The following is a 23,343-nucleotide window of genomic DNA, read 5'->3' on the forward strand; positions in this document are numbered from 1 at the left end:
CCTTGCTTTTTCAACAAAGAGCACAGCTTCAGGCCTGACGTAGCGTGAGGGTCAAGCCTCGATGGTGTTCAGATAGTCCCTCAGCTTCGGCGATACAAAATGTCCGAGTGCCAGCACAGGCTCGGTGGCATAGGCCTGGGCCAGTTTGGCCGCCAGCAAGGGATTGTTTCCGGCAGTCCGCAGTGACAGCTCCCGATATCGCACGCGCAGCTGGCGTGCGACGGCGGTCTGGGCTGCAACGCCCCGCGCCAGCAGCTTTTCGCCGCTGGCAGCGAATACCTCCCAATCCGGCCCGGTAGAGCCGTCAAGCTCCTGCAGTTCCGCAGTCGTCAGATGACGCTGCAAGGCCGCCATCCTGAGGCCGATTGCCTGCTCCAGATAGGTCAGCAGTTCAGGCTCAAGCCCTGCATGTCGAGCCGTATGGGGCTCGTGTTCATGCATGCGGGCCCAGTTCTGGATCAGGCCCAAGCGTCCGCGAAAAACCGTCATCGCCACATTCATCCAGCGCTGTGCCAGCAGTTGCACCTGGGCGGTACCGACCTCCAGCCCCTCGGCACGGCACCTTAGCAGGGCATCGGCCACAGGCTGCCAGCGTGGCCTGGCCCTGCGCCAGCGTCCCAGCATCTGTCGTATGCCAGCAGCGGGCAGATACAGCCGATAGGTGTCCAGCAGCCGAATGCCGGCCAGCAAATCATCGAACGAGCCCTGCTGGCCAGAGACCGCATCCTCCAGAAATTGCAGCTTGTCCTTCAGCGCCCTGGCCTCGGTCAACATGCGCTGAGCCTCCTGTACCTGATGTTGCAACAAGTCCTTAGGCTCAATGCCCTGTCCCGCCAGCGCGGCAGCGATGACCTCCAGACTCAAACCCAGAGATTTGAGCGATTGCACGGCATGCAGGCGTGCGATGTCTTGCGCACCATAGAGGCGATAGCCTGCTTCGCTTCGCGCGTCTGGGCGCAGCAGACCAATGCTGTCGTAGTGATGCAAGGTCCGTACGCTCACGCCTGCACGCTGCGCCACTTCTCCGGTCGTGAGATAGGTGCCTGTCATGGAAATCGAATGCCCGGACAACTGAAGCTGGCCGGGCTTGTTTGCAACTGCAAGACTCAGTACGACATCATTCGTGTCGCCAGCTTCGAGATTGGTGTTCGCACCATGCCCTCCACGCGTGCCGGCAACAGCATGGGCTTGAGCAGCATGCGCACGGCCAGATCGGCAGGCAGACGACGGCTGACCAGCTCGTAAATGCGCTGGGCCATGTCTTCGAAACGAGTGCTGCTACCGGCGAAATAAGGGCCCTTGTGCGCCCAGACATGACGCAGGGCGATATCCGAATCGCTCTCACGCAACTCCTTGAGGCGGCCGTACAGTGCCTTGGCAATGCGCGTGCGGCCCACAGGCGACTGCTGCTGCAGCTCCTTGAAGTACTTGAGGAAATGCTTGAAGTGGTTGACCTCGTCGTTGCGGATATTGCCCAGCAACTCGCTAAGAACCGGCTCGTCGCTGAGTTCGCGCAAGGTGTGGTAGTAGGCCGTGGTGCCGGTCTCCACCACGCAGCGCGCCACCATTTCCAGGCGCGGGTCCGGGTAAAGCTCCTCCATGGTGCATAACTGCGAATATTCGGCGAAAAAACTGTCGTAGGCTTTTTGCCAGGGAAACTCCGGCCACACGGCTTCGACATAGGCCCGCAACGCGCGTCCGTGCTGCAGTTCTTCGCACTCCCATTGATCTTTGAGCCAGATCGCGATCTCGGGCCAGGCCGCGTAATGCTCGGCCAGGTTGGCCGCGTAGGTATCCGAACCGGTCTCGATGAACGAGGCGCTCATCAGCAAGAAGAACAGGTCCTGGTTGTGCCCTATGGCGCTGCGATCAATGGCAGAGAAGTCAATGTCTTCAATGCGCCAGTGGGCTGAGCCGTTTCTGCTCGGGGTGGTTGAATGTGAAGAGAGGGACACGTTTTGCTGCATCAGTTGTAGGACCGACATACTGAATCTGTCGGGCTTCAGACTTAGAGATATGCCATCTTGTCGACATTTGGCCCTTACGCCATGTCAGATTACACCGACATTACAGGAGGCTAACAATTCTTCAAATAGCCTTCTACAGGCTTTCATACCGGCTTTCAAGCTGATTTTTCGAGTTGCAATTATGGATCTGCGTGCGCTTCGCTACTTCATCACCGTGCTGGAGGCCGGCTCGATCTCGCGGGCCGCCCATTCGCTCTATGTGGCCCAGCCGGCACTGACGGCGCAGATCAAGAAGCTGGAGTCAGAGCTCGGCGTCCAACTGCTGGAGCGTACCCATGCGGGAGTCACGGCCACGCCCGCAGGTACCCGGCTGTATGAGGATGCCCGCCGCCTGCTCTCCGATGCCGACGCCATGTGCGAACGCCTGCAGCGCCTGCCCATGGGGCCCGAAGGCTCGGTCAGCATTGCCATGCCGTTCCTGCTGACCGGCCTGCTCATGGGGCCGGTGATTGCCGGCTTGCGCCAGAGTCACCCGCGCATAAGGGTGTTTGTGCTCGATGACTCCAGCCTGATGGTGCAAAAAGCCATGCTGGAGCGTCGCGCCGATCTGGGCGTTCTGGTCGACACAGCCACTCTGCAAGGCCTGCAGGTGCAGCCTATGGCCACCGAGCCCATCTATTTCTGCGGCCATGACGAACAGGGCAAAGTCGCGCCCCTGCTCTATAGACACAGCACGGCGGAAAACACTCCCTGCCTGGACTTTACCCATGCCGCAGCACAGCCACTGGTGCTGCAGTCACGGCGCTTTTCCATACGCCAGACAGTGGAGCAAGCCGCCAGCGATCTGCAGCTCGGTCTGAACATCGTGCACGAACATGACTCGGCCCGTGTCATTCGCTCGCTCTATCAATGCGGCGGGGGCTTTACCTTCAGCCCCGCCTGCTCGGTGGCCGAGAACCCGCAGCCCCAGAACGCCGGCAGCGCCTGGATCGTGGCCAGAGTCTGCAACCCCGATCTGCAACGACGCTACTACCTGGCGCGCCAGCCCGGCCGCACCCATGATGCCGCGGTACAGGTGGTTCAGGACGCCCTTCTGCTGCAGGTCCAGACCATGATCGGCGAGGGCCGCTGGCCAGCCCGCTGGGACTACGCTGCTGCATAAGGCACAGCCAAGCACGGGACAAACCCTCAGCGCAGCACCCTGCAACCAGGCATATGGAGGCACAAGTCGTTGATTTTTCATGTCATCAAAAATATTGATGGACACGAATAAGCAAACGGTATTTCCTTGATCTCCTTCGTTTTGGGACAGTCCAAGCAGATGCCGCACATCGGTGCAGCACTGCTTCAACAAGGACTTGCCCATGACCACTGCTTTGCCAGCGGCTAATATGCCCGGCGCCCCTACGCCGGGCACCCCCATATCCAATGTCGGTGCACTCGTTGCGCGCTGCTGCCATCTGTACGCCGACCACCTTGCGGTAACCAGCGCCAGCAAAAGTCTCAGCTATGCTGCGCTGGAGCAGCGCAGCAACCGCCTTGCCAATGCCTTGCTGGCTCAGGGTCTGCAGCGTGGCGACCGCGTGGGCATCTATCTGCCCAATTGCACCGAAATCGTCGAAATCGAGCTGGCCTGCTACAAGGCCGGTCTGGTCAAGGCGCCGTTCAACGCCCGCCTGTCGCCCCGTGAGGTGATCGAGATAGCCGACAACAGCGATGCAGCCCTCATCGTCACCACGGCGGAACGTGCCGAGAGCTTTCGCGCACAGCTACGCAACCCGCAGGTTCGGTTGATGCTGCTCGGCGACAATGAAAACAATAGCTACGAGCGATTACTGGGAAAGGCTTCAGACCAATTCTCAGCAGTATCCGTGCATGAGCACGAAGTGGCCGTGCTGCATTACACCTCTGGCTCTTCGGGCACGCTCAAGGCCGCCATGCAGACTTTCGGCAACCGCCTGGCCCAGTTGCGCAAGTTCCTGATGCGCGGCGAAGGGATGCAGCCTGGCCATACGCTGGGTCTGGTTGGTCCTGTCACTCATGCCTCGGGCATGCAGCTGATGCCAGCCCTGTGCACAGGCGCCACCATCCATCTGTTCAGCGGCTTCGAGCCTGCACGCTTTCTGCAGGACATGCGCCGCCTGCGCGTGACCCACACCTTCATGGTGCCGACCATGATCAATATGCTGCTCGCAGAAACCGCTGGCCGCTACCGCCCACTGCCAGATCTGTTGCGCCTGGGCTATGGCGCCGCTCCCATGGCACCGGCCCGCATTCTGCAGGCCATGGATGTGTTCGGCCCCGTGCTCAGCCAGGGCTACGGCGCGGGCGAAACCACTTCGGGCGTCTGCGCGCTCACCGTGCAGGACCATCTTTATGCCCGCGCCGCCAGGCCCGAGCTGCTGTCCTCCTGCGGGCGGCCTTTTCTCGAGTCCTGCGTGGAAGTGGTGGATGACGAAGGCCGGCCCCTACCTCTGGGTGAGGTGGGCGAGATCGTGGTCAGCGGCGCCGACGTGTTTGCCGGTTACTGGCGGGCCCCCGAGCTGACGGCCGAGGTGCTCAAGCACGGCCGCTATCACACCGGAGACCTGGCGCGTGTGGACGAGCAAGGCTTTGTCTACATCGTGGACCGCAAGAAAGACATGGTGATTTCAGGCGGCTTCAACGTCTATCCGTCCGAAGTGGAGGCCGTGCTCCATGAGCATGCGGCGGTGCAAGACGCCTGTGTGTTTGCCATACCCGACGACAAATGGGGCGAAGCCGTGGCTGCCCACATCGTGCTCAAGCAGGGGCAGACACCCGGTGACGCGGGCATCAACGAGGCCATCGACCGCTTCTGCGCCGATCGCCTGGGCGGTTTCAAGCGCCCGCGCCATATCGAGTTTGTGCAGCAGTTGCCCAAGAACCCTAATGGCAAGGTCATGCGCAAGACCGTGCAAGCGCCCTACTGGGCCAATCACAGCCGAAAGGTGAACTGAGATGAATGCCAAAGACCCCATGCAAGCCGCATCCCCGAGCTCTGCCTTGCTTGCCATGCCGTTTGAGGGCTCGCCGCGCGCGGCCGAGCTGATTGCAGCCCTGCAGGATTTCCTGCAGGGTGAGCTGGCAGAGCTGGCCCAAAAGCACGGCATCAGCCATGACAACAGCGCCAGCAAGGAGTTGCTGCGACAGGTCTGGAAGCGTTCGCGCGAATTGGGCTTCTACGGCATGACGCTGCCCCGCGCCATGGGCGGGGAAGAGCTCTCGGTGCTGGACCAGGTGCTGATCAAGGAAGCCATCTATGCCAGCGGCTCGCCGTTCGCCCCGCATCTGCTGGGCGAGCTCAGCGGCCCGCCGCGTATCGGCTCTCTGGTGCGCAAGGCCACTCCTTTTCAGATGGAGCAATTCATCGTGCCCGTGGCGCGCGCCGAAAAATCCATCTGCTTTGCGCTGACAGAATCCCAAGCGGGATCCGATGCAGGCGCTGTGCAAACCAGGGCCGTGCGAGAAGGCGAGCACTATGTGCTGACCGGCCACAAGCGCTTTATCTCGGGATCGCCGTTTGCCGACTTTGCCGTGCTCATGGCATCCACCGCCCCCGAGGGCAGCGCCGAGCGGGAAATAAGCGCCTTCTTTGTGGACCTGGCCGCACCCGGCGTGGAAGTGGTCAGCGGCTACAAGACCATGGCCGGGCAGTCGCACACCGGCGATATTCATCTGAACGCCGTGCGCGTGCCCGCAGCGCAGCTGATTGGCGAACAAGGGCGCGGCCTGGGCCTGGCGCTGGGGCGCATTACCGTCAACCGACTGCTGCACTGCCCCGCCATGCTGGGTCTGGCGCAGTGCGCGCTGCGCGATGCGCGCGACTATGCGCTGAGCCGTCAGCAGTTTGGCCGCAGCATTGCCCAGTTCCAGTCCATACAGCACATGCTGGCCGATATGGCCACCGACTGGACGGCCGCCCGTGCGCTGATGGTCCAGACCGCCCGCGCGCTGGATGCAGGCATGGATGCACGCGCCCAGGCATCGATGAGCAAGCTGTTTTGCTCGGAAAAAGCCTTTGCCATCGCCGATCGCGCCGTGCAGATCCATGGCGGCGAAGGCATTGTCCAGGGCCGCCGCGTCGAGTTTCTGTTCCGCATGCTGCGCATGTACCGTGTGCTCACCGGCACCAGCGAGATCCAGCGCAACACCATTGCCAAGGAACTGCTCATGCCCTGACGGGACATAACCAGGCAGCTATAAAACCAGGAGACAAAATGAGCAAGCAATCCTTGAACCCCTCTGTCAGCAACAGCGAGCGTCGCCAGTGGCTTCGCATGGCTGGCGCCAGTCTGGGCGCCGCAGGCCTGAGTGCTGTAGGACTGCCCGCCCAGGCCCAGAGCTGGCCCAGCCGCCCCATCAAATGGGTGGTGCCCTATATGGCGGGTACCGGTCCGGACAATGCCGCGCGCATCGTCTCCGATGCGTTGAGCCAGCAGCTGGGCCAGCCTGTGGTGATCGAAAACCGGCCCGGCGCAGGCGGCAACATCGGTGCGCGCCAGGTCGCCCGCGCTGCCGCTGATGGCTACACCCTGCTGTATTCAGGCTCGCCCATGGCAGCCGCCATGCGCATGTACAAAAACCCGGGCTTTGAGGTGTTCAAGGATTTCCGGCATGTGATGGGCATGTCCCGCTCGGACATTCTGCTCGTGGTTCATCCCGGCTCCGGGCTGCGCAGTCTGGCCGACCTGATCGCCGCCAGCAAATCCCGCGATATCGACTACGCCTCCGGCGGTGTGGGCACACCGTCGCACCTGGGGGTGGAGTTGCTGCTCTCGGCGCTGCAGATCCAGGCCACGCACGTGCCATACAAGGGGGCGTCCGATCTGGTCAACGCAGTGCTGGGCCAGCAGGTGGTGTTTGCAGCTCCTATCTTTTCCGTCGCCTACCCCCATGTGCAGGCCGGCAGGCTGATCCCGCTGGCAGTCGCCGGCGAGCAACGCAATGACAAGCTGCCCCAGGTCCCGACGCTGGAGGAGGCCGGCGTGAAGAACGTGCATCTGAGTTCCTGGGGGGGCCTGTCCGTGCCCAGAAACACTCCGGAAGCCGTCACCACAAGACTGCGCAATGCCATGGATGCGGTGCTGAGCCAGCCCAAGGTGCGCCAGATGCTGGAGATGGATGGCGGCAAGGTGCAGATTCTGGACTCCGCTGCCTACACCCAGGCGTTCGAGTACGAGCTGAAGTTCACCGAAACCATGATGAGGCGCATAGGCCTCCAAGCGGTGTGAGGACTCCGGCAGAGCCGCAATGACCGGTGCGCCGCTGCCGCCTGCTCAATCCCGCAAGCTCCTGGGTCTGCGGGCATTCGCGGATAATCGGCCCCAGTCATGATCAGTCTCAAGAACATCACGCTGCGCCGCGGCACCAAAGTCCTGCTCGACCAAGTCAGCACCACCATCAATCCGGGAGAGTCCGTCGGCCTTGTCGGCCGCAACGGCGCTGGCAAGTCCAGCCTGTTCGCCCTGCTCAACGGCAGCATCAGCGAAGACGGCGGTGATTTTTTCATCCCTCCTCAGTGGCGCATGGCACAGGTAGCCCAGCACATGCCGGAAACCGACGAATCTGCCACCCAGTTCGTACTGGATGGCGACACGCGCCTGGCCGAGCTGAACGCCCAGTTGGCAGCCGCCGAAGCCTCCGGCGATGGCATGGAGATCGCTCAGGCCTATGTGGATCTGGCCGATGCCGGCGCACATGATGCGGAATCGCGCGCACAAGCCCTGATTCTGGGCCTTGGCTTCAAGGTCTCCGAGCTCGATCACCCCGTCAACAGCTTCTCGGGTGGCTGGCGCATGCGTCTGCAGCTGGCCCGCGCCCTGATGGCTCCCAGCGATCTGCTGCTGCTGGACGAACCCACCAACCACTTGGACCTGGATGCCCTGGTCTGGCTGGAGGCCTGGCTCAAGCGCTACAGCGGCACGATGATTGTCATCAGCCATGACCGCGAATTTCTGGACGCCATCACCAACGTCACACTGCAGATCCAGGGCGGGCAGATCAACCGCTACGGCGGCAATTACTCGCGCTTTGAAGAGCTGCGCGCCCAGCAGTTGGAGCTGCAAGCGGCCAGCTTTGCCAAACAGCAGGAGAAAATGGCCCACCTGCAGAAGTTCATTGACCGCTTCAAGGCCAAGGCCAGCAAGGCCAAACAGGCACAAAGCCGGGTCAAGCAGCTCGAGCGCATGGAAAAGATCGGACCGGTGCTGGCCGAAGCCGAGTTCACCTTCGAATTCAAGGAACCCGCCAATCTGCCCAACCCGATGCTGGCGATTACCGATGCCAGCTTCGGCTATGAAGACGAAGACGGCAAGCAGACCACCATCTTGCGGGGCGTCAACCGCTCCGTGCTGGCAGGCCAGCGCATCGGCATTCTGGGGGCCAACGGCCAGGGTAAGTCGACCCTGGTCAAGACCATCGCCCGCGAAATGAAGGCACTGGCCGGTACCGTCACCGAAGGCAAGGGCCTCAATATCGGCTACTTTGCCCAGCAGGAACTGGACGTGCTGCGCCCCGGCGAAAACCCGCTGGAGCATATGATCCGGCTGGCCAAGGAACTCGGCGCTGCCGCGCCTGCCGCCAGCCGCGAACAGGACTTGCGCAACTGGCTGGGCACTTTCAACTTCAGCGGCGACATGGTCAAACAATCTGTGGGCAGCATGAGCGGCGGCGAAAAAGCCCGCCTGGTGCTGGCCATGATCGTCTGGCAACGCCCCAATCTGCTGCTGCTGGACGAACCTACCAACCACCTGGACCTGGCCACCCGCGAAGCGCTGGCCATGGCACTCAACGACTTCGATGGCACCGTCATGCTGGTCTCCCATGACCGCCACCTGCTGCGCGCCGTATGTGAAGACTTCTGGATGGTGGGCCGCGGCGTTGTCGGCCCCTTCGATGGCGACCTGGACGATTACCAGCGCTATCTGCTGGAAGAGTCCAAGCGCCTGCGTGAAGAAGCACGCAATGCCGAACAGCAGGCCGCGAGCACGCCAAAGGTGCAAACTCTGGAAGAAATCAAGCCAAGTCTGCCTGAAGCCTCTGCGCAAAAAGCGCCGGATGCTCCTAAAGCGGAAGCATTCAGCGACAGCGTGGCCGACCCCAAGGAGGCCCGTCGCCTCGCCGCTGCAGCTCGTCAGCAACTGGCCGAAAAGACCAAGCCTTTCAAGAAGGCGCTAGAGCAGATCGACAAGACGCTGCCCAAGCTCAATGCCCAGCGTAGCGCGCTGGAAGAAAAGCTGGCCACGCCCGGTCTGTCCGGTGGCGATATCGTGGAAGCCGGCAAGCAGTTGAGTGCCGTCAATGCTGAAATCGATCAACTGGAAGAACGCTGGCTGGAGCTTTCGGAGCAGATCGAAGCCGTGTCCACCGAAACCTGCTGAGGCCGTAAAGCAAGCCCTGCCATTGCCCAGCATTGGCAGGGCGCTATTCATTTTGAACAATTGCCGCAGCTGCTGACAACATCAGTAAACGTGAGTTGCATTTTCTTGCGCTGTTGATTCAGCTTCTTGTCAACCTGCAGTTCAGGCCAGGCGTTGAACACGCAACAAAGGAGTGAACTGCAATGACCACTGTTACCGACACCGCCAAAGCCCAGCCCGCACAGGCCGCAGCAGCTATGTCTCTGATGGCTTGGCCCTGGGACGAACGCGATCGCAAGCGTGTCCCCGCATTTGCTGCCTGATTATCACTGGATAAAAGAACAGGTAAAAAATTTCCAAAAAGCTGTCAACGAGCTGAATCCGTCAGACGTTAAACAGACATACAGGAGAGATTCCCATGCAAACCACGAACATCATGTCCATCTGGCCCGAAGACGAACGCGATCGCAAGCGCTAAGCGCTCGCCGCGCAACACTGTGCAGACCAAAGCGCAGTGTGTTGCAGCCAGGTGCCCGGGCAGTCGGCACTGATAGGCCAAAGAACCTACAAGCCTTACTGCCCCGCGCTCGACCAGCCGCTTTGCGAAGTGGCACAGAAACTCAAGACCCGCATGAATGATCTCTGCGGGTTTTGTCATTTGGGCATCATCCCGCTCTTTGCCCACAGGTTTGCAGAGAAAAGCAGCATCGACATGAAAAAAGGAGCCGAAGCTCCTTTTTTCCGAATGCCTGAAAAGGCTTAGTGCATATGCAGGCCGCCGTTGACCGCAAAGTCTGCGCCGGTGGAATAGCTGCCCTCTTCCGAAGCCAGCCAGGAGATGATGGAGGCGATCTCCGCAGGCTCACCCAGACGCTTGACGGGCACGCCCGACACAATCTTCTCGAGCACATCGGGACGGATGGCCTTGACCATATCGGTGCCGATGTAACCAGGGCTGACTGTATTCACGGTCACGCCCTTGGCGGCCAGTTCCTGAGCCAGTGCCATGGTGAAGCCATGCATACCAGCCTTGGCAGCCGAGTAGTTGGTCTGGCCGGCCTGGCCCTTGGCGCCGTTGACCGAGCTGATGTTGATGATTCGGCCCCAGCCCTTTTCCACCATGTCTGCCACCACCTGCTTGGTGACGTTGAACATGGAGTTGAGGTTGGTTTCGATAACCGACTTCCAGTCGTCGGGCGTCATCTTGACGAACATGCGGTCGCGGGTGATACCCGCGTTGTTGACCAGCACATCGATGTTGCCGTGCTCTGCCTTGGTCTGGTTGAAGGCTTCGACGGTGGACTCCCAATCCCCCACATTGCCGACCGAGGCATAAAACGTGTAACCCAATTGCGCCTGCTCGTCCAGCCACTTGCGGTAGTCGCGCGATGGGCCGCAGCCCGCGATCACCTTGAAGCCATCCTTATGCAAACGCTGGCAGATTGCGGTACCGATACCGCCCATGCCCCCCGTGACGTACGCTACTTTCTGACCCATTCATCTCTCCTGTCAATCAATGGTTATTTCACGATCACACTATCAACGATAAGAATTCTTAGGAATTGCGTATCGTTTTGAACGCCACACACCCTGCACGCTGGCCATGCCAGTATGCAATCGAGCAGGTCCGAATGAGCCCGCTTTCGCCGTGGTTTGCCTCGTGATCTTCCCTAGGGTCGATGAGAGGCTGGCATCAGCGGGCTTCCCAGACTGCTGCGGCCTTCAGGAGCACCGGAGCAGTCTGCAATCCTGAAGCCTCAGCAGGCTTCCACAGCCATAGCAACACCCATGCCACCGCCGATGCACAGGCCGGCCAGGCCCTTCTTGGCACCGCTGCGCTGCATTTCATGCAGCAGCGTCACCAGAATGCGGCAGCCCGATGCACCGATGGGGTGACCGATGGCAATGGCGCCGCCGTTGACGTTGACCTTGGCGGTGTCAATGCCCAGATCCTGGTTCACCGCGCAGGCCTGTGCGGCAAAGGCTTCGTTGAGCTCGAACAGGTCCACATCGGCTGCCTTCCAGCCGGCACGATCCAGCGCCTTGCGCGTGGCGTAGACCGGGCCCAGGCCCATGACCTCTGGAGCCAGGCCGCTGGTGGCGTAAGAGACGATCTTGGCCAGAGGCTTGAGGCCCAGAGCCTTGGCCTTGGCAGCCGTCATCACCACCACGGCGGCAGCGCCGTCGTTCAGACCCGAGGCATTGCCGGCTGTCACCGAACCCGCCTTGTCGAAAGCGGGCTTGAGGGTGGCGAGCACATCGGCATTGGTCTTGCGGTTGACGTATTCGTCACTGTCGAACACGATGGGGTCGCCCTTGCGCTGAGGAATGCTCACAGGAACGATTTCGTCCTTGAACTTGCCCGCATCCTGCGCGGCCGCAGCCTTTTGCTGGCTGGCCAGCGCCAGCGCATCCTGCTGCGCGCGGCTGACGTTCTTTTCCTTGGCCACGTTCTCGGCAGTGATGCCCATGTGGTACTGGTTGTAGACATCCCACAGACCGTCCACGATCATGGTGTCCACCATCTTCCAGTCACCCATGCGCTGACCGTCGCGTGAATTGGGCACGGCATGGGGCGACAGGCTCATGTTTTCCTGGCCGCCGGCGACCACGATTTCGCTGTCTCCGGTTGCCACGGCCTGAGCCGCCAGCATCACGGCCTTCAGGCCGGAGCCGCAGACGGCATTGATCGTCAGCGCAGGTGTCTCCTTGGCAATGCCGGCCGCCATCATGGCCTGACGCGCAGGATTTTGCCCGGCCGCCGCCGTCAGCACCTGGCCCATGATGACTTCACCGACCTGATCCTTGGCCACCTTGGCACGGGCCAGAGCCTCGGAAATCACGGTCGCACCCAACTGGGTTGCAGGGATCTTGGCCAAAGAGCCGCCGAACTTGCCGACCGCCGTACGCACGGCCGAAACGATAACGATGTCTTCCATTGCTGACGAACCTTTCTAGGTTTCTTACAAGTGATGCATGCGTGCGGGTTGCATCCTGTTCATCGTGCCACCCGCCGCTTCCTATCACGGTGCAGGCCTTGTTTGCTGCACCGCAATATGGAACTGATTGTGCCTCAGGCCTCGCTCAGGCTTTTGACAGAACGTAGCGACCCGGAGCATCTTCGATGGCTTCATAGGCACGTGCACGGCCATAGCTCTTGGGAGCCACAAGCTGCTTGCCTGCATGGCTGCCCAGCCAGGCACTCCAGTCCGTCCACCAGCTGCCCGGATACTCCGTGGCCTCGGCCAGCCAGTCGTTGAACGCGCCCGGAAATTCGCCATCCTCACGCAGCCAATGGCTACGCTTGTTCTTTGCCGGCGGGTTGATGACGCCGGCGATATGGCCGGAGGCACCCATCACGAAACGACGCTCGCCGCCCAGTACCTGCGACGAGGCATAGGCCGCCGCGACAGGAACGATGTGGTCCTCGCGCGAGCCGTAGATATAGACCGGCATCTTGAGCTGGCTCATGTCGATCTTCTCGCCGCACACGGTCAGCACGCCGGGCTTGATCAGATTGTTCTCGAGGTAGAGATTGCGCAGATACCAGGCGTAGAACGGGCCGGGCAGATTGGTGGAGTCGCTGTTCCAGTAAAGCAGATCGAACGGCGGCGGCGTCTCGCCCTTGAGGTAGTTGCCCACCACATAGTTCCAGACCAGATCGTTCGGACGCAGAAAGCTGAAGGTGGATGCCATGTCCTGGCCCTTCATCAGCCCGCCCTTGCCCATTTGCATCTCGCGCAGGCGCACCATGTTTTCATCGATGAAGATGTCCAGAATGCCTGTGTCGCGAAAGTCGATCAATGTAGTCAGCAGCGTCATGCTGGCGACGGGAAAAACTTGGGCCTGCGCCTTGGCCGCAGCAGTTTTGCTGCTTGTCTTTGCAGCCGCAGCGCGGCTGCGGGGCTTGGCCGCTTGCGGCTGTCCATGCTCGCGGGTATGGCGTGCAGCCAGCACTGCCATGGCGGTGGAGAGCATGGTGCCGCCCACGCAGAAACCCAGAACATTGATCTGCAGCGCCTCGCAGATATCCTGAACCGTGCTCACTGCCTTGAGTACGCCATCTTCGATGTAGTCATCCCAGCTCTTGTGAGCCTGGCTTTCGTCGGGATTGCGCCAGCTGACCACAAAGGTTCGATGGCCCTGGCTGACGGCATAGCGAATGACGGAGTTGTCCGGCTGCAAGTCCAGAATGTAGAACTTGTTGATGCAGGGCGGCACCATCAGAAAAGGCTTTTCGAATACCTTGGCAGTCAGCGGCTTGTATTCGATGAGCTGGAACAGTTCGTTCTCGAAAACCACAGCGCCTTCGGTGGTCGCCACGTTCTTGCCCACGGTGAACAGGCTTTCGTCGGTCATGGAGACATGACCCTGGCGCATGTCGGCCAGCAGATTGGCAATGCCCTGAGCCAGGCTCTCGCCCTTGGTTTCAACAACCTTGTTGAGCGCATCGGCGTTCAGTGCCAGAAAATTGCTGGGCGCCATGGCTGCCACCCATTGCTCCACCGCAAAACGCACCCGGTTGCGTGTTTTCTCATCGCCCTGAACCGCTTCGGCCATGCCGGTCAGCATGCGACTGCCCAGCAGGTAGTTGGCCGCGGCCATCGATGCAACGGGATTGGCGCTCCACTCGGGCTTGGCAAAGCGCTTGTCCCTGGACAGCAGGGCCTGAATCTGCTTGCCATCCGCGAGCGATTGCACTGACTGCAGGTATTCCTGTTGCAACCCCTGCAGTTTGGCCGCATCGAACTGAACCGCTTGAGCCGGACCCGTTGCCATCTGGGACATGGCCGATTGCATGGCATCCATGACTCCGGACCATGGGTTGGGGGCTGCACCCAGACCCGGCATGGCGCTGAGCCCCATGGGAGCACCGGACTGCATCTGCTGAAGCGTCTGGAGGCTCTTGCTCCACTGCTCCTGCCAGAATTGTTGAATGGATTGGCCAGCCTGGCCCCAGCTCGGGTCAAAATTCATGCTTACATCCTAGTCAAGGCAAGCGACCGGCGATCTCAGGGTCTGGGGACGCTTGCGGAATCTGCAATACGGCTCACACGGCGGCATTGTCACCTATGTGCCAGGCAGTTCCGACAAGAAGTAGCTTCATTTAGCCGTTATGAAGCTGTTTTGACACAAAACAACCCGGAGCCAGCATGCTTTCTGGCTCATTACAGAAACACCATGTACCTCATTGCCATCGCCTGGATGTACGTTGTCGTGATGATGACGATCGCCGAGGCTGCCAGCCCCGGCGGCACCCTGCTGGGTGCATTTTTCACCTTTGTGCTCTATGGTCTGCTGCCGCTTTCCATCGTGCTCTACATACTGGGCACGCCGGCCAGAAAGCGCCGCCTCAAAGCCCGGCAGGAACAGGAAGCACTAGCTGCAGGACACGCGCGCCCCAGCCCCGGCTCAGGCGTCACGCCAGATGCTGGCTGCCAGCCGCCCGCTGCCGCCCAGACGGACGGCGTCGCGCCGGTGCGAGAAGAATCGTGATGCATTGCTGACCGTGCACCAGGGCAGGCTGCCATCGTTGCCAAAGATTGCAGCAATGCCCAATGCAGCAAGCCGCTGACGTGCCAGCTGCGCCAGATCGGCCAGATATTTGGTGCAGTTGCCCTCCACAGGCACAAAGTGTCGTGCCGCCTCGGCGTCATGCGCCACGAAGATATCCCGCACCTCGGCCCCTACTTCGAAGGACTTGGAACCTATGCACGGGCCCAGCCAGGCCTGAGTGTGAGCGGCAATGCTGGACGGCTTCATGTCGCCCTCTGAAAGCGATTGCTGCGCCTGCACTTTCCGTGAAAAGGACTCGAAAAGCATCTCCAGCACACCGCCGGGCAACGGACCCTCGGACTGCTGCCTGCCAGGCGGCATGCCGGCCAGACCGCGCCAGCCCGCATGGGCCGCGCCCACGACCAGCCCCGAATCATGAGCCAGCAACACGGGCAGACAGTCCGCCACCATGATGGTGCAGACCACGCCGGCGTCGCCAGTCACACAGGCATCGAAGGCTGCACCATTGGACTCGAGCACATTGCCTGCATCCAGCGTCAGCACGTCCACGCCATGCACCTGCTGCAAGAAGGCCGTGCAGGCACCAGGGGTGCGGGCCTGCAGAGCCGCGTTGAACAGTTCACGGTTGCGGCGCACGTGAGCGGGGTTGTCGCTCACGTGGTCGCCCAGGTTCATGCTGCCCCAGGGTGCCTGACTGACGCCCCCCTCGCGCGAGGTGCAGATGGCATGCACGCCGGGCAGAGCCGGCCAGTCCGGGACCAGCCAGGAGTCGGGCCAGAGGTCCTGTGGACCCGGCCGATAGGTCTCGCTCATGGCGCCCTCTTCACTCTGCATCCGGACAGGCCGAGGGATGGGCCTGCTGGAAAGCCGGCAAGGCGTTGCAGCGCTCTGCCACGCCCATCAGTCGCGGCAGCGCATCGAGATTCACGTTGAAGCGCTGGGCGTTGTAGATCTGCGGCACCAGGCAGCACTCGGCCAGCGTGGGCGTGTCGCCCCAGCAAAACGTCGAAGGCAGCAGGCCTGAGGCCTTGCGTTCGGCATCCAGCAGCGCCAGCTGACGCTCGAAGGCTTCGAGGCCCGAGCGCACCCAGTGCGCATACCAGCCATTCTTGGCTTCGTCGCTGACGCCCATTTGGTGCACCAGGTACTTGAGCACGCGCAGGTTGTTGAGCGGATGGATCTCGCAAGCCACCATCTGTGCCAATGCGCGCACATGGGCACGGCCCAGTGCATCTGCGGGCAGCAATGGTGTTTGAGCATGGGTCTCATCGAGATATTCGATGATGGCCATGGACTGTGTGAGCCAGTGCCCCTCGTCCGTCACCAGTGCAGGCACCAGCGTGTCGCCCACATGGGAGGCATAGGCCGCAGCCTTTTGTTCGCCGCGCACCAGATGCACGGGCACGGAGTCATAGGACAGCCCCTTGAGTTGCAGCGCAATGCGCACACGGTAAGAGGCGGAAGAGCGGAAATAGGTATGCAGCTTCATGATGCCGCCAGCATAGCGCGAGCCGCGCAGACTGGCATTTTCCCTAGGGCCGGAATACGTAAAAGCCGTCGCGCGCCGTGCCGTCGGCGCTGCCGCATCGTGGCACACTGCTTGCCACATCAACCATTGCTGATTTCAGCGCCTGTTCCTGCCGAGGACTTCATGAGTTACGTGTTCAATCCCCCTGCCGTTGCCAGCCTGCCTGTTGTGGGCCGCGGCGAGCGCTTTCCCATTCACCGCATCTACTGCGTGGGCCGCAACTATGAGGATCACGCCAAGGAAATGGGCTTTACCGGCCGCGAGCCGCCGTTCTTCTTCATGAAGCCTGCGGACGCGACCGTGGCAGTGGAAGCCGGCAGCACCACCACCGTGGCCTACCCCACGCTGACCCAGAATCTGCACCATGAGATCGAGCTGGTCGTCGCCATCGGCAAGGCCGGCAAGAACATCAAGGCAGCCGATGCACTGCAGTACATCTACGGCTATGCCGTGGGTCTGGACATGACACGTCGCGACCTGCAAAACGACATGAAGAAGCAAGGCCGCCCCTGGTGTATCGGCAAGGCTTTCGAACAATCGGCCCCCATAGGCCCCATCACTCCGGCCGATCAGGCGGCAGACATCGTCAACGCCGAGATTTCGCTGCAGGTCAATGGCGACTATCGCCAGCGCAGCCACATCCACAAGCTGATCTGGAATATCGCCGAAACCATTGAGCATCTCTCCAGCGCCTGGGAGCTGCAGCCCGGCGATCTGATCATGACCGGCACCCCCGAGGGCGTGGCCGCCGTGGTCAAGGGCGATGTGCTGGAGGGCGCAGTCAGCGGACTTGAATCCATCAAGATACAGATCGCCTGAAAATCCTTGGCGCACAGGCAGTCAGCGCCGACCGGGTACTCGGGGAGTCACACCGCAATCAAGGTGTGACTCCCTTTTTCATAGCTGTTTGCACATGTTGTACCTGCGCTAGCGGCCTGATTTGCTTATAGTTGCGGAATGATTTTTCGCAGCCCCATCAAGTTCTGCCGCAATTGCGGCACCGCAGTCACCTACCGCGTTCCTGACGATGGGGATACTCGCGAACGTGCCGTTTGCCCGGCCTGCCACACCATCCACTACGAGAACCCGCTCAATGTGGTCGGCACCCTGCCTGTAACGGACGACGGACGCGTGCTGCTTTGCAAACGCAATATCGAGCCGCGCCGCGGCAAATGGACGCTGCCCGCAGGCTTCATGGAGCTGGCCGAAACCACCAGCCGCGGGGCCCAACGCGAAACCGACGAGGAAGCCGGAGCCGACATCGAGCTGGGCAGGCTGTTCAGTCTCATCAACGTGCCCCAGGTGGGACAGGTCCATCTCTTCTATCTGGCCCGCCTCAGAAGCACGCAGTTCTACCCTGGCCCCGAAACCATGGAGGCCCAGTTGTTTGCCGAGGCAGACATCCCCTGGGAAGAAATCGCGTTTCGCACCGTCAAGCTCACCCTGGAGCGCTTCTTTGCCGACCGCAGGGCCGGCGTGCTGGAGCAGCCGCAGGTGCACTGCATAGACCTGCTCTGAGCTGCCAGACTGGTTACCCACTTTCTCACATGAATCACCGCTCTGTCTTGGGGGGACAGAGGAAGTTGTCCGACGCCAGGCTCACCTCTACAGGCCAAAAATTACCAATAAATACAAATTGCGTGTGATCTGACATACCTCCTACGCAATGCTGTGAAAGGTCGAGCATGAGAGCGGGCATCGCGACGGACTTCTGATCGCCAGCAGGACGGCGTCTGCTGGCTGTTTCGTACCCGTACGTCTTGTGAATGCCCTCACTCATGCGTCTAAAGTCTATTTACTGGATGAGGCGTCATGAAGGCATCTTTGAGCCCCGCACTGAAGTCTCAACAATTGCTGCAGCGCGTCTGGGCTTTTGCACTGCTGGCTCTGATTCTGATGCTCAGTGCCAGCTGCAGCCTGTACCTGCTCTCGGCCGTGCGCGCTTTCGTCAACGGAGAAAGCCTCTGGTCCAAGGCCCAGAAGGATGCGATCTACTCGCTGTCCCGCTATGCCGACGAAGGCAATCCAGTGGACTTCGCCCACTACCAGCGGGCCTTGCAGGTGCCGCGTGGCGATGCCGAGGCACGTATTGCCCTCTACGACAAGCCCCTGCGCCTGGACCTGGCGCGCAAAGGCATAGAGCAAGGCCAGAACCACCCCGACGATGTCAGCGCCCTTATCTGGTTGCTGCGCACATTCCGCTATTTCAGCTGGGTGCAGGAGCCCGTCGCGTACTGGAAGATGGGTGACGAATACCTGAACCAGCTCGATACATTGGCCCAGGAAATCCGCCATGGATACGAAGTCGGCAACATCAGCCGCGAAAACATTGCCACCTGGAAGCGCGAGATCGACCTGATCAACCAGGGCGTGACGGCATTAACCAAGGCATTCAGCGACTCCCTGGGAAAAAGCTCACGCAACATCGTCTGGCTGCTGCTCGCCCTCAACGGCGCCCTGGCCATTGGCCTGGTGGGCCTGTGGGTATGGAATACCTGGCGCCTGATCCAGCTGCGAGAGCAGGTTCAAGATGGCCTGAACAGTGAAAAAGAGCGCGCGGAGACCACGCTGGCAGCGCTCAGCGATGCGGTCATCACCACCAATGCCAAGGGCATGGTCAACTATGTCAACCCCGCTGCCATAGGCCTGCTGGGTCTGCAAAAGCAAAGCTATCTGGACAAGCCCATCAAGCAGGTGCTGCAGTTCTACACCATGGACGCCTCCATCACCAGCGAAGGCCTGCTCGCCCAGCTGGTCAGCGAAACCAAGGAAAGCACTGTCGTGCGTGATGAACAAACGCACTGGGTGCGCCGCACCGACCACAGCATCGTGCCGGTCAAGGTACTGGGCTCCGCCATGCAGCGTGAGGGTCAGACATCGGGCGCCGTCTTCGTGCTGCGCGATGTATCGCGCGAGCAGCAGTACATGGACCAGATCTCCTGGAATGCACGCCATGACACGCTGACGGGGCTGGAAAATCGCGGTGAATTCGAGCGGCGGCTGCAAAAGATGCTGACCCAGGGTCTGCACCAGGTCAAGCCCTATGCCCTGCTCTACATCGATCTGGACCAGTTCAAGCTCATCAACGAAACCAGTGGCCATGCAGCCGGTGATGAAGTGCTGTGTGAAGTCTCTCGGATGTTGCAGGCCAATCTGCGCGAAACCGATTGTCTGGCACGCATGGGCGGTGACGAGTTTGCCGTGCTGCTGGAGAACTGCCCTCCTTCCAACGTCGCGAGCATTGCCGAGAAGCTGCGCCTGGCAGCCCAGCAACTGCAAACCACCTGGGGAGAGAAGATATTGCGCACCGGTTTTTCGATCGGTGCCGTGCATGTTCCCGGCGATGCGGTCAATGCCTCCGATCTGTTGCGCATGGTCGATATGGCCTGCTACCAGGCCAAGGAGCGCGGGCGCAACAAGGTCTTTTTCTACAAGGCCGAGGACGGAATCTACAGCCGCTATGTCAGCGAGATGGAATGGGCCACACGCATTCGTACCGCACTGGACGAAGACCGCTTTTGCCTCTATGCTCAGAGCATTGCACCGCTGCAGGCCCGCAAGAACAGCCGCCACAGCGGCATGCACTTCGAAGTCCTGCTGCGCCTGCGCGATGAAAACGGCCAGATCCTGGCCCCCGGACATTTCATCCCCGCCGCCGAGCGCTACGGCCTGATGCCATCGCTTGACCGCTGGGTGATCTCCCGGGCCCTGCAGACACTGGCGCAACAGCCCGGACACGCCAAGCTGGTGGAAACCTGCGCCATCAATCTCTCCGGCCCCAGCCTGGACGACGACGGCCTGCTGGAATTTGTGAAGGAGCAGTTGCAGCAGCATGGAATTGCGCCGCAAAAACTATGTTTCGAAATCACCGAAACCAGCGCCATTGGCAACCTCAGCAATGCCACACGGCTGATTCAGTCACTGCGCGCCCTGGGTTGCCGTTTTGCCCTGGACGACTTCGGAGTCGGCATGTCGTCGCTGACCTATCTGAAGCAGTTGCCCGTCGACTACCTCAAGATCGACGGCGGCTTTGTGCGCGACATGCTCAAGGACAAGGGAGACCACGCCATGGTGGAGATGATCAATCGCATCGGCCAGACCCTGGGCAAAAAGACCATCGCCGAGTTCGTCGAGAGCCGCGAGATCGCTGAGGAACTCATGACCATGGGCGTGGACTATGTGCAGGGCTACGCCATCGCCCGCCCCAAGCCCATGACGACCGAATACTTTGCCCCCACGCAGGAAAACCAGTTGCCGCAGTGGTGCGCCGCGCTGGCCATGAGCTGACAAGCTCGCATATCCACACAAAAAACGACGCATCAAGCGTCGTTTTTTTACTGCAATCAGACCGACGCCATCAACGGGACTTGCGCGAACCCTGGCCCGCCGGTCTGGCGGGCCTCGCCGCAGTTTTGAAACCTGGCTTGGCCTTGCCAGTCGTCACACCCGCGCGCGGCGGCAGGCCGGTATGCTGGGTCAGCAGCTTGCCCGGTTGCGGCTGGCTGCTGCGGAAGCGCACATCGCCCTTGGGCTCCAGGCTCGCCTCTTCGCTGCGGCGTCGCACGGCCACGGCCTTGCCATCCTTGTTGGTGGTGTAGCCGATGCCGCCACCCGCTTTGGTCGAGGTACTGTTCTTCTTTCGGGCACTCTGATAGCTGCCGTCCACCAGTGGCTGGAAGGTCGGGATCAGGTGCTGCTTGCCGTTGCCGATCAGATCGGCGCGCCCCATGGTCTTGAGCGCCTCGCGCAGCAGCGGCCAGTTGTTGGGGTCGTGATAGCGCAGGAAAGCCTTGTGCAGACGGCGGCGCTTTTCACCGCGCACGATGTCCACGCGCTCCTCGGCCTCGTCGCGCATCTGGCGGCGTACCTTGGTCAGCGTATTGCGACCGCTGTGGTACATGGCAGTGGCCGTGGCCATGGGGCTCGGGTAGAAGGTCTGCACCTGGTCGGCACGGAAGCCGTTCTTCTTGAGCCAGATGGCCAGATTCATCATGTCTTCATCGCTGGTGCCAGGGTGGGCGGCAATGAAGTAGGGAATCAGAAACTGCTTCTTGCCGGCTTCCTCGCTGAACTTCTCGAACAGCTGCTTGAACTTGTCATAGCTGCCGATGCCCGGCTTCATCATCTTGGTCAGCGGGCCTTGCTCGGTATGCTCAGGGGCGATCTTGAGATAGCCGCCCACATGGTGCTGGACCAGTTCCTTGACATACTCTGGCGACTTGACAGCCAGGTCGTAGCGCAGGCCGGAGCCGATCAGGATCTTCTTGATGCCTGGCAGCTTGCGCGCGCGGCGGTAGATCTTGATCAGCGGCCCGTGGTCGGTGTGCAGGTTCTGGCAGATGCCGGGGAAGACACAGCTGGGCTTGCGGCAGGCCGCTTCGATCTGCGGACTCTTGCAGCCCAGGCGGTACATATTGGCCGTGGGCCCGCCCAGGTCGGAGATGGTGCCGGTAAAGCCCTTGACCTTGTCGCGGATCTCTTCGAGCTCCTGGATGATGGAATCTTCCGAGCGGCTCTGGATGATGCGGCCCTCGTGCTCGGTGATGGAGCAGAAGGTGCAGCCGCCGAAGCAGCCGCGCATGATGTTCACCGAAGTGCGAATCATCTCCCAGGCCGGAATCTTGGTGGCGCCCTCGTGGCTGCCGCTTTCGTCGGCATAGACAGGATGCGGGCTACGGGCGTAGGGCAGACCGAAAACCCAGTCCATCTCGACTGTTGTGAGAGGAATGGGCGGCGGGTTCATCCACACATCGCGCGCCGTAGCTCCCTCGCCATGGGCCTGGACCAGCGCACGGGCGTTGCCGGGGTTGGTCTCCAGATGCAGAACGCGATTGGCGTGGGCGTACAGAATCGGGTCGCTCTTGACCTCTTCATAGCTGGGCAGGCGCAGCACGGTGCGCTCGCGCGGGGGCAGCTTGGACTTGCTGCGCAGCGAAAGATTGGGCACAAACTGGATGGGCTGGACCTTGGCTACCGATGCGCCGTCATTGGGGCCGTCCGCTTCCGATTTCGCGGCATCTTCCTTGGAGCAGGTCTGGCCCTGGGCCTCGGCCTGCTCGCTGGTCGTCATATAGGGGTTGATATGGGGCTCGACTTCGCCGGGCTCGTCCACTGTGGTGGAGTCGACTTCGAACCAGCCGTCCTCCGAAGCACGGCGAAAGAACGAAGTGCCGCGCACATCCGTGATCTGCTCCACCGGCTCGCGCGCCGCAATGCGGTGCGCCACTTCGACCAGGGCACGCTCGGCATTGCCGTAGAGCAGGATGTCGCACTTGCTGTCCACCACGATGGAGCGACGCACCTTGTCGCTCCAGTAGTCGTAGTGGGCAATGCGACGCAGCGAACCCTCGATGCCGCCCAGCACGATGGGCACGTCCTTGTAGGCTTCGCGGCAGCGCTGGCTGTAGACGATGGCTGCGCGATCGGGGCGCTTGCCGGCCACATCGCCGGGGGTGTAGGCATCGTCGCTGCGAATCTTGCGATCAGCCGTGTAGCGGTTGATCATCGAGTCCATGTTGCCGGCCGTCACGCCCCAGAACAGATTGGGCTTGCCCAGGGCCTTGAAGGCCTCGGCGCTGGTCCAGTCGGGCTGGGCGATGATGCCCACGCGAAAGCCTTGCGCCTCCAGCACCCGGCCGATGACCGCCATGCCGAAGCTGGGGTGATCCACATAGGCGTCGCCCGTGACCAGAATGATGTCGCAGCTGTCCCAGCCGAGCTGATCCATCTCCGCACGGCTCATGGGCAGGAACGGCGCCGGGCCGAAGCGCTTGGCCCAGTACGGCTTGTAGCTGGTCAGCGGTTTGGCATCGCGATGGAAAAAGGAAACATCAACCGGGGCGTTCATGTGGATGGGCTTTATATGGCCTCATGGCCTATGCGGAGAAAGAACCGGCCAGTGTACTTTTCTGCCCTCAGCCTTGCACGTGCAAGGTCTTGCACAAACATGGCT

General features: G+C 61.3%; 17 protein-coding genes. 9 read left to right on the forward strand and 8 right to left on the reverse strand.

What is annotated here, in order from left to right; translation table 11 throughout:
• Positions 1-51 precede the first annotated feature (51 nt).
• Complete coding sequence (locus tag DFO48_RS04170; protein ID WP_114862609.1) at positions 52-1,050, reverse strand: MerR family transcriptional regulator; 999 nt, start codon at positions 1,048-1,050, stop codon at positions 52-54.
• A gap of 56 nt (positions 1,051-1,106) precedes the next feature.
• Positions 1,107-1,967 (reverse strand): ferritin-like domain-containing protein, encoded by an 861-nt coding sequence (locus tag DFO48_RS04175; protein ID WP_114862610.1) that lies wholly within the window; start codon positions 1,965-1,967, stop codon positions 1,107-1,109.
• Between the two features lie 181 nt (positions 1,968-2,148).
• Between DFO48_RS04175 and DFO48_RS04180 the strand changes: the two genes are divergently transcribed.
• The 5 genes from DFO48_RS04180 (at position 2,149) to DFO48_RS04200 (ending at position 9,367) form a co-directional block, all read left to right on the forward strand.
• The gene (locus DFO48_RS04180; RefSeq protein WP_114862611.1) at positions 2,149-3,129 is read left to right on the forward strand and encodes a LysR family transcriptional regulator; all 981 of its coding nucleotides are present in this window, start codon (positions 2,149-2,151) and stop codon (positions 3,127-3,129) included.
• Positions 3,130-3,331: 202 nt separating this feature from the next.
• On the forward strand, positions 3,332-4,945 hold the full coding sequence (locus DFO48_RS04185; protein ID WP_199406947.1) for a class I adenylate-forming enzyme family protein: 1,614 nt from the start codon (positions 3,332-3,334) through the stop codon (positions 4,943-4,945).
• 1 nt (position 4,946) lies between these two features.
• Positions 4,947-6,167 (forward strand): acyl-CoA dehydrogenase family protein, encoded by a 1,221-nt coding sequence (locus tag DFO48_RS04190; protein WP_114862613.1) that lies wholly within the window; start codon positions 4,947-4,949, stop codon positions 6,165-6,167.
• Positions 6,168-6,205: 38 nt separating this feature from the next.
• A complete protein-coding gene (locus DFO48_RS04195) occupies positions 6,206-7,219 on the forward strand; it encodes a tripartite tricarboxylate transporter substrate binding protein (RefSeq protein WP_114862614.1) in 1,014 nt (337 codons plus the stop codon).
• 99 nt (positions 7,220-7,318) lie between these two features.
• The gene (locus DFO48_RS04200) at positions 7,319-9,367 is read left to right on the forward strand and encodes an ABC-F family ATP-binding cassette domain-containing protein (RefSeq protein ID WP_114862615.1); all 2,049 of its coding nucleotides are present in this window, start codon (positions 7,319-7,321) and stop codon (positions 9,365-9,367) included.
• A 738-nt stretch (positions 9,368-10,105) separates the two neighbouring features.
• On the opposite strand, the gene phbB is transcribed toward DFO48_RS04200, so the two are convergent.
• The 3 genes from phbB to DFO48_RS04220 all read right to left on the reverse strand — a co-directional run bounded on the left by phbB (position 10,106) and on the right by DFO48_RS04220 (position 14,323).
• Positions 10,106-10,843 (reverse strand): acetoacetyl-CoA reductase, encoded by a 738-nt coding sequence (gene phbB / locus DFO48_RS04210; RefSeq protein WP_003075030.1) that lies wholly within the window; start codon positions 10,841-10,843, stop codon positions 10,106-10,108.
• A gap of 260 nt (positions 10,844-11,103) precedes the next feature.
• Positions 11,104-12,285 carry an acetyl-CoA C-acetyltransferase gene (locus tag DFO48_RS04215; protein WP_114862617.1) on the reverse strand — a complete coding sequence of 394 codons (1,182 nt, stop codon included), beginning with the start codon at positions 12,283-12,285 and terminating at the stop codon, positions 11,104-11,106.
• 145 nt (positions 12,286-12,430) lie between these two features.
• Positions 12,431-14,323 carry an alpha/beta hydrolase gene (locus tag DFO48_RS04220; protein ID WP_114862618.1) on the reverse strand — a complete coding sequence of 631 codons (1,893 nt, stop codon included), beginning with the start codon at positions 14,321-14,323 and terminating at the stop codon, positions 12,431-12,433.
• Positions 14,324-14,527: 204 nt separating this feature from the next.
• On the opposite strand from DFO48_RS04220, the gene DFO48_RS04225 reads away from it, so the two are divergent.
• Positions 14,528-14,842 carry a hypothetical protein gene (locus DFO48_RS04225; protein ID WP_114862619.1) on the forward strand — a complete coding sequence of 105 codons (315 nt, stop codon included), beginning with the start codon at positions 14,528-14,530 and terminating at the stop codon, positions 14,840-14,842.
• Here DFO48_RS04225 and DFO48_RS04230 read toward each other — a convergent pair.
• Both DFO48_RS04230 and maiA read right to left on the reverse strand, forming a co-directional pair.
• The gene (locus DFO48_RS04230; protein ID WP_114862709.1) at positions 14,759-15,676 is read right to left on the reverse strand and encodes a polyphenol oxidase family protein; all 918 of its coding nucleotides are present in this window, start codon (positions 15,674-15,676) and stop codon (positions 14,759-14,761) included. The two genes, DFO48_RS04225 and DFO48_RS04230, sit on opposite strands and share 84 nt — an antisense overlap.
• Before the next feature lie 10 nt (positions 15,677-15,686).
• Positions 15,687-16,352 carry a maleylacetoacetate isomerase gene (gene maiA, locus DFO48_RS04235; RefSeq protein WP_114862708.1) on the reverse strand — a complete coding sequence of 222 codons (666 nt, stop codon included), beginning with the start codon at positions 16,350-16,352 and terminating at the stop codon, positions 15,687-15,689.
• 162 nt (positions 16,353-16,514) lie between these two features.
• Here maiA and DFO48_RS04240 point away from each other — a divergent pair, with 162 nt between their 5' ends.
• The 3 genes from DFO48_RS04240 (at position 16,515) to DFO48_RS04250 (ending at position 20,678) form a co-directional block, all read left to right on the forward strand.
• Positions 16,515-17,210 (forward strand): fumarylacetoacetate hydrolase family protein, encoded by a 696-nt coding sequence (locus tag DFO48_RS04240; RefSeq protein WP_003075020.1) that lies wholly within the window; start codon positions 16,515-16,517, stop codon positions 17,208-17,210.
• A gap of 138 nt (positions 17,211-17,348) precedes the next feature.
• Positions 17,349-17,909, forward strand: a complete 561-nt coding sequence (locus DFO48_RS04245; protein ID WP_003075018.1) for an NUDIX hydrolase — start codon at positions 17,349-17,351, stop codon at positions 17,907-17,909.
• Between the two features lie 294 nt (positions 17,910-18,203).
• Entirely contained in the window at positions 18,204-20,678 is a 2,475-nt protein-coding gene (locus DFO48_RS04250; RefSeq protein ID WP_114862620.1) for a bifunctional diguanylate cyclase/phosphodiesterase, read from the forward strand.
• A gap of 70 nt (positions 20,679-20,748) precedes the next feature.
• Here the strand turns inward: DFO48_RS04250 and DFO48_RS04255 are convergent, their stop codons facing one another.
• Positions 20,749-23,238: a YgiQ family radical SAM protein gene (locus DFO48_RS04255; protein ID WP_114862621.1), complete on the reverse strand. Its 2,490-nt coding sequence runs from the start codon at positions 23,236-23,238 to the stop codon at positions 20,749-20,751.
• Positions 23,239-23,343: the final 105 nt, after the last annotated feature.

The organism is Comamonas sp. AG1104 (assembly GCF_003350425.1).
Taxonomy (GTDB): Bacteria; Pseudomonadota; Gammaproteobacteria; order Burkholderiales; family Burkholderiaceae_C; genus Comamonas; species Comamonas testosteroni.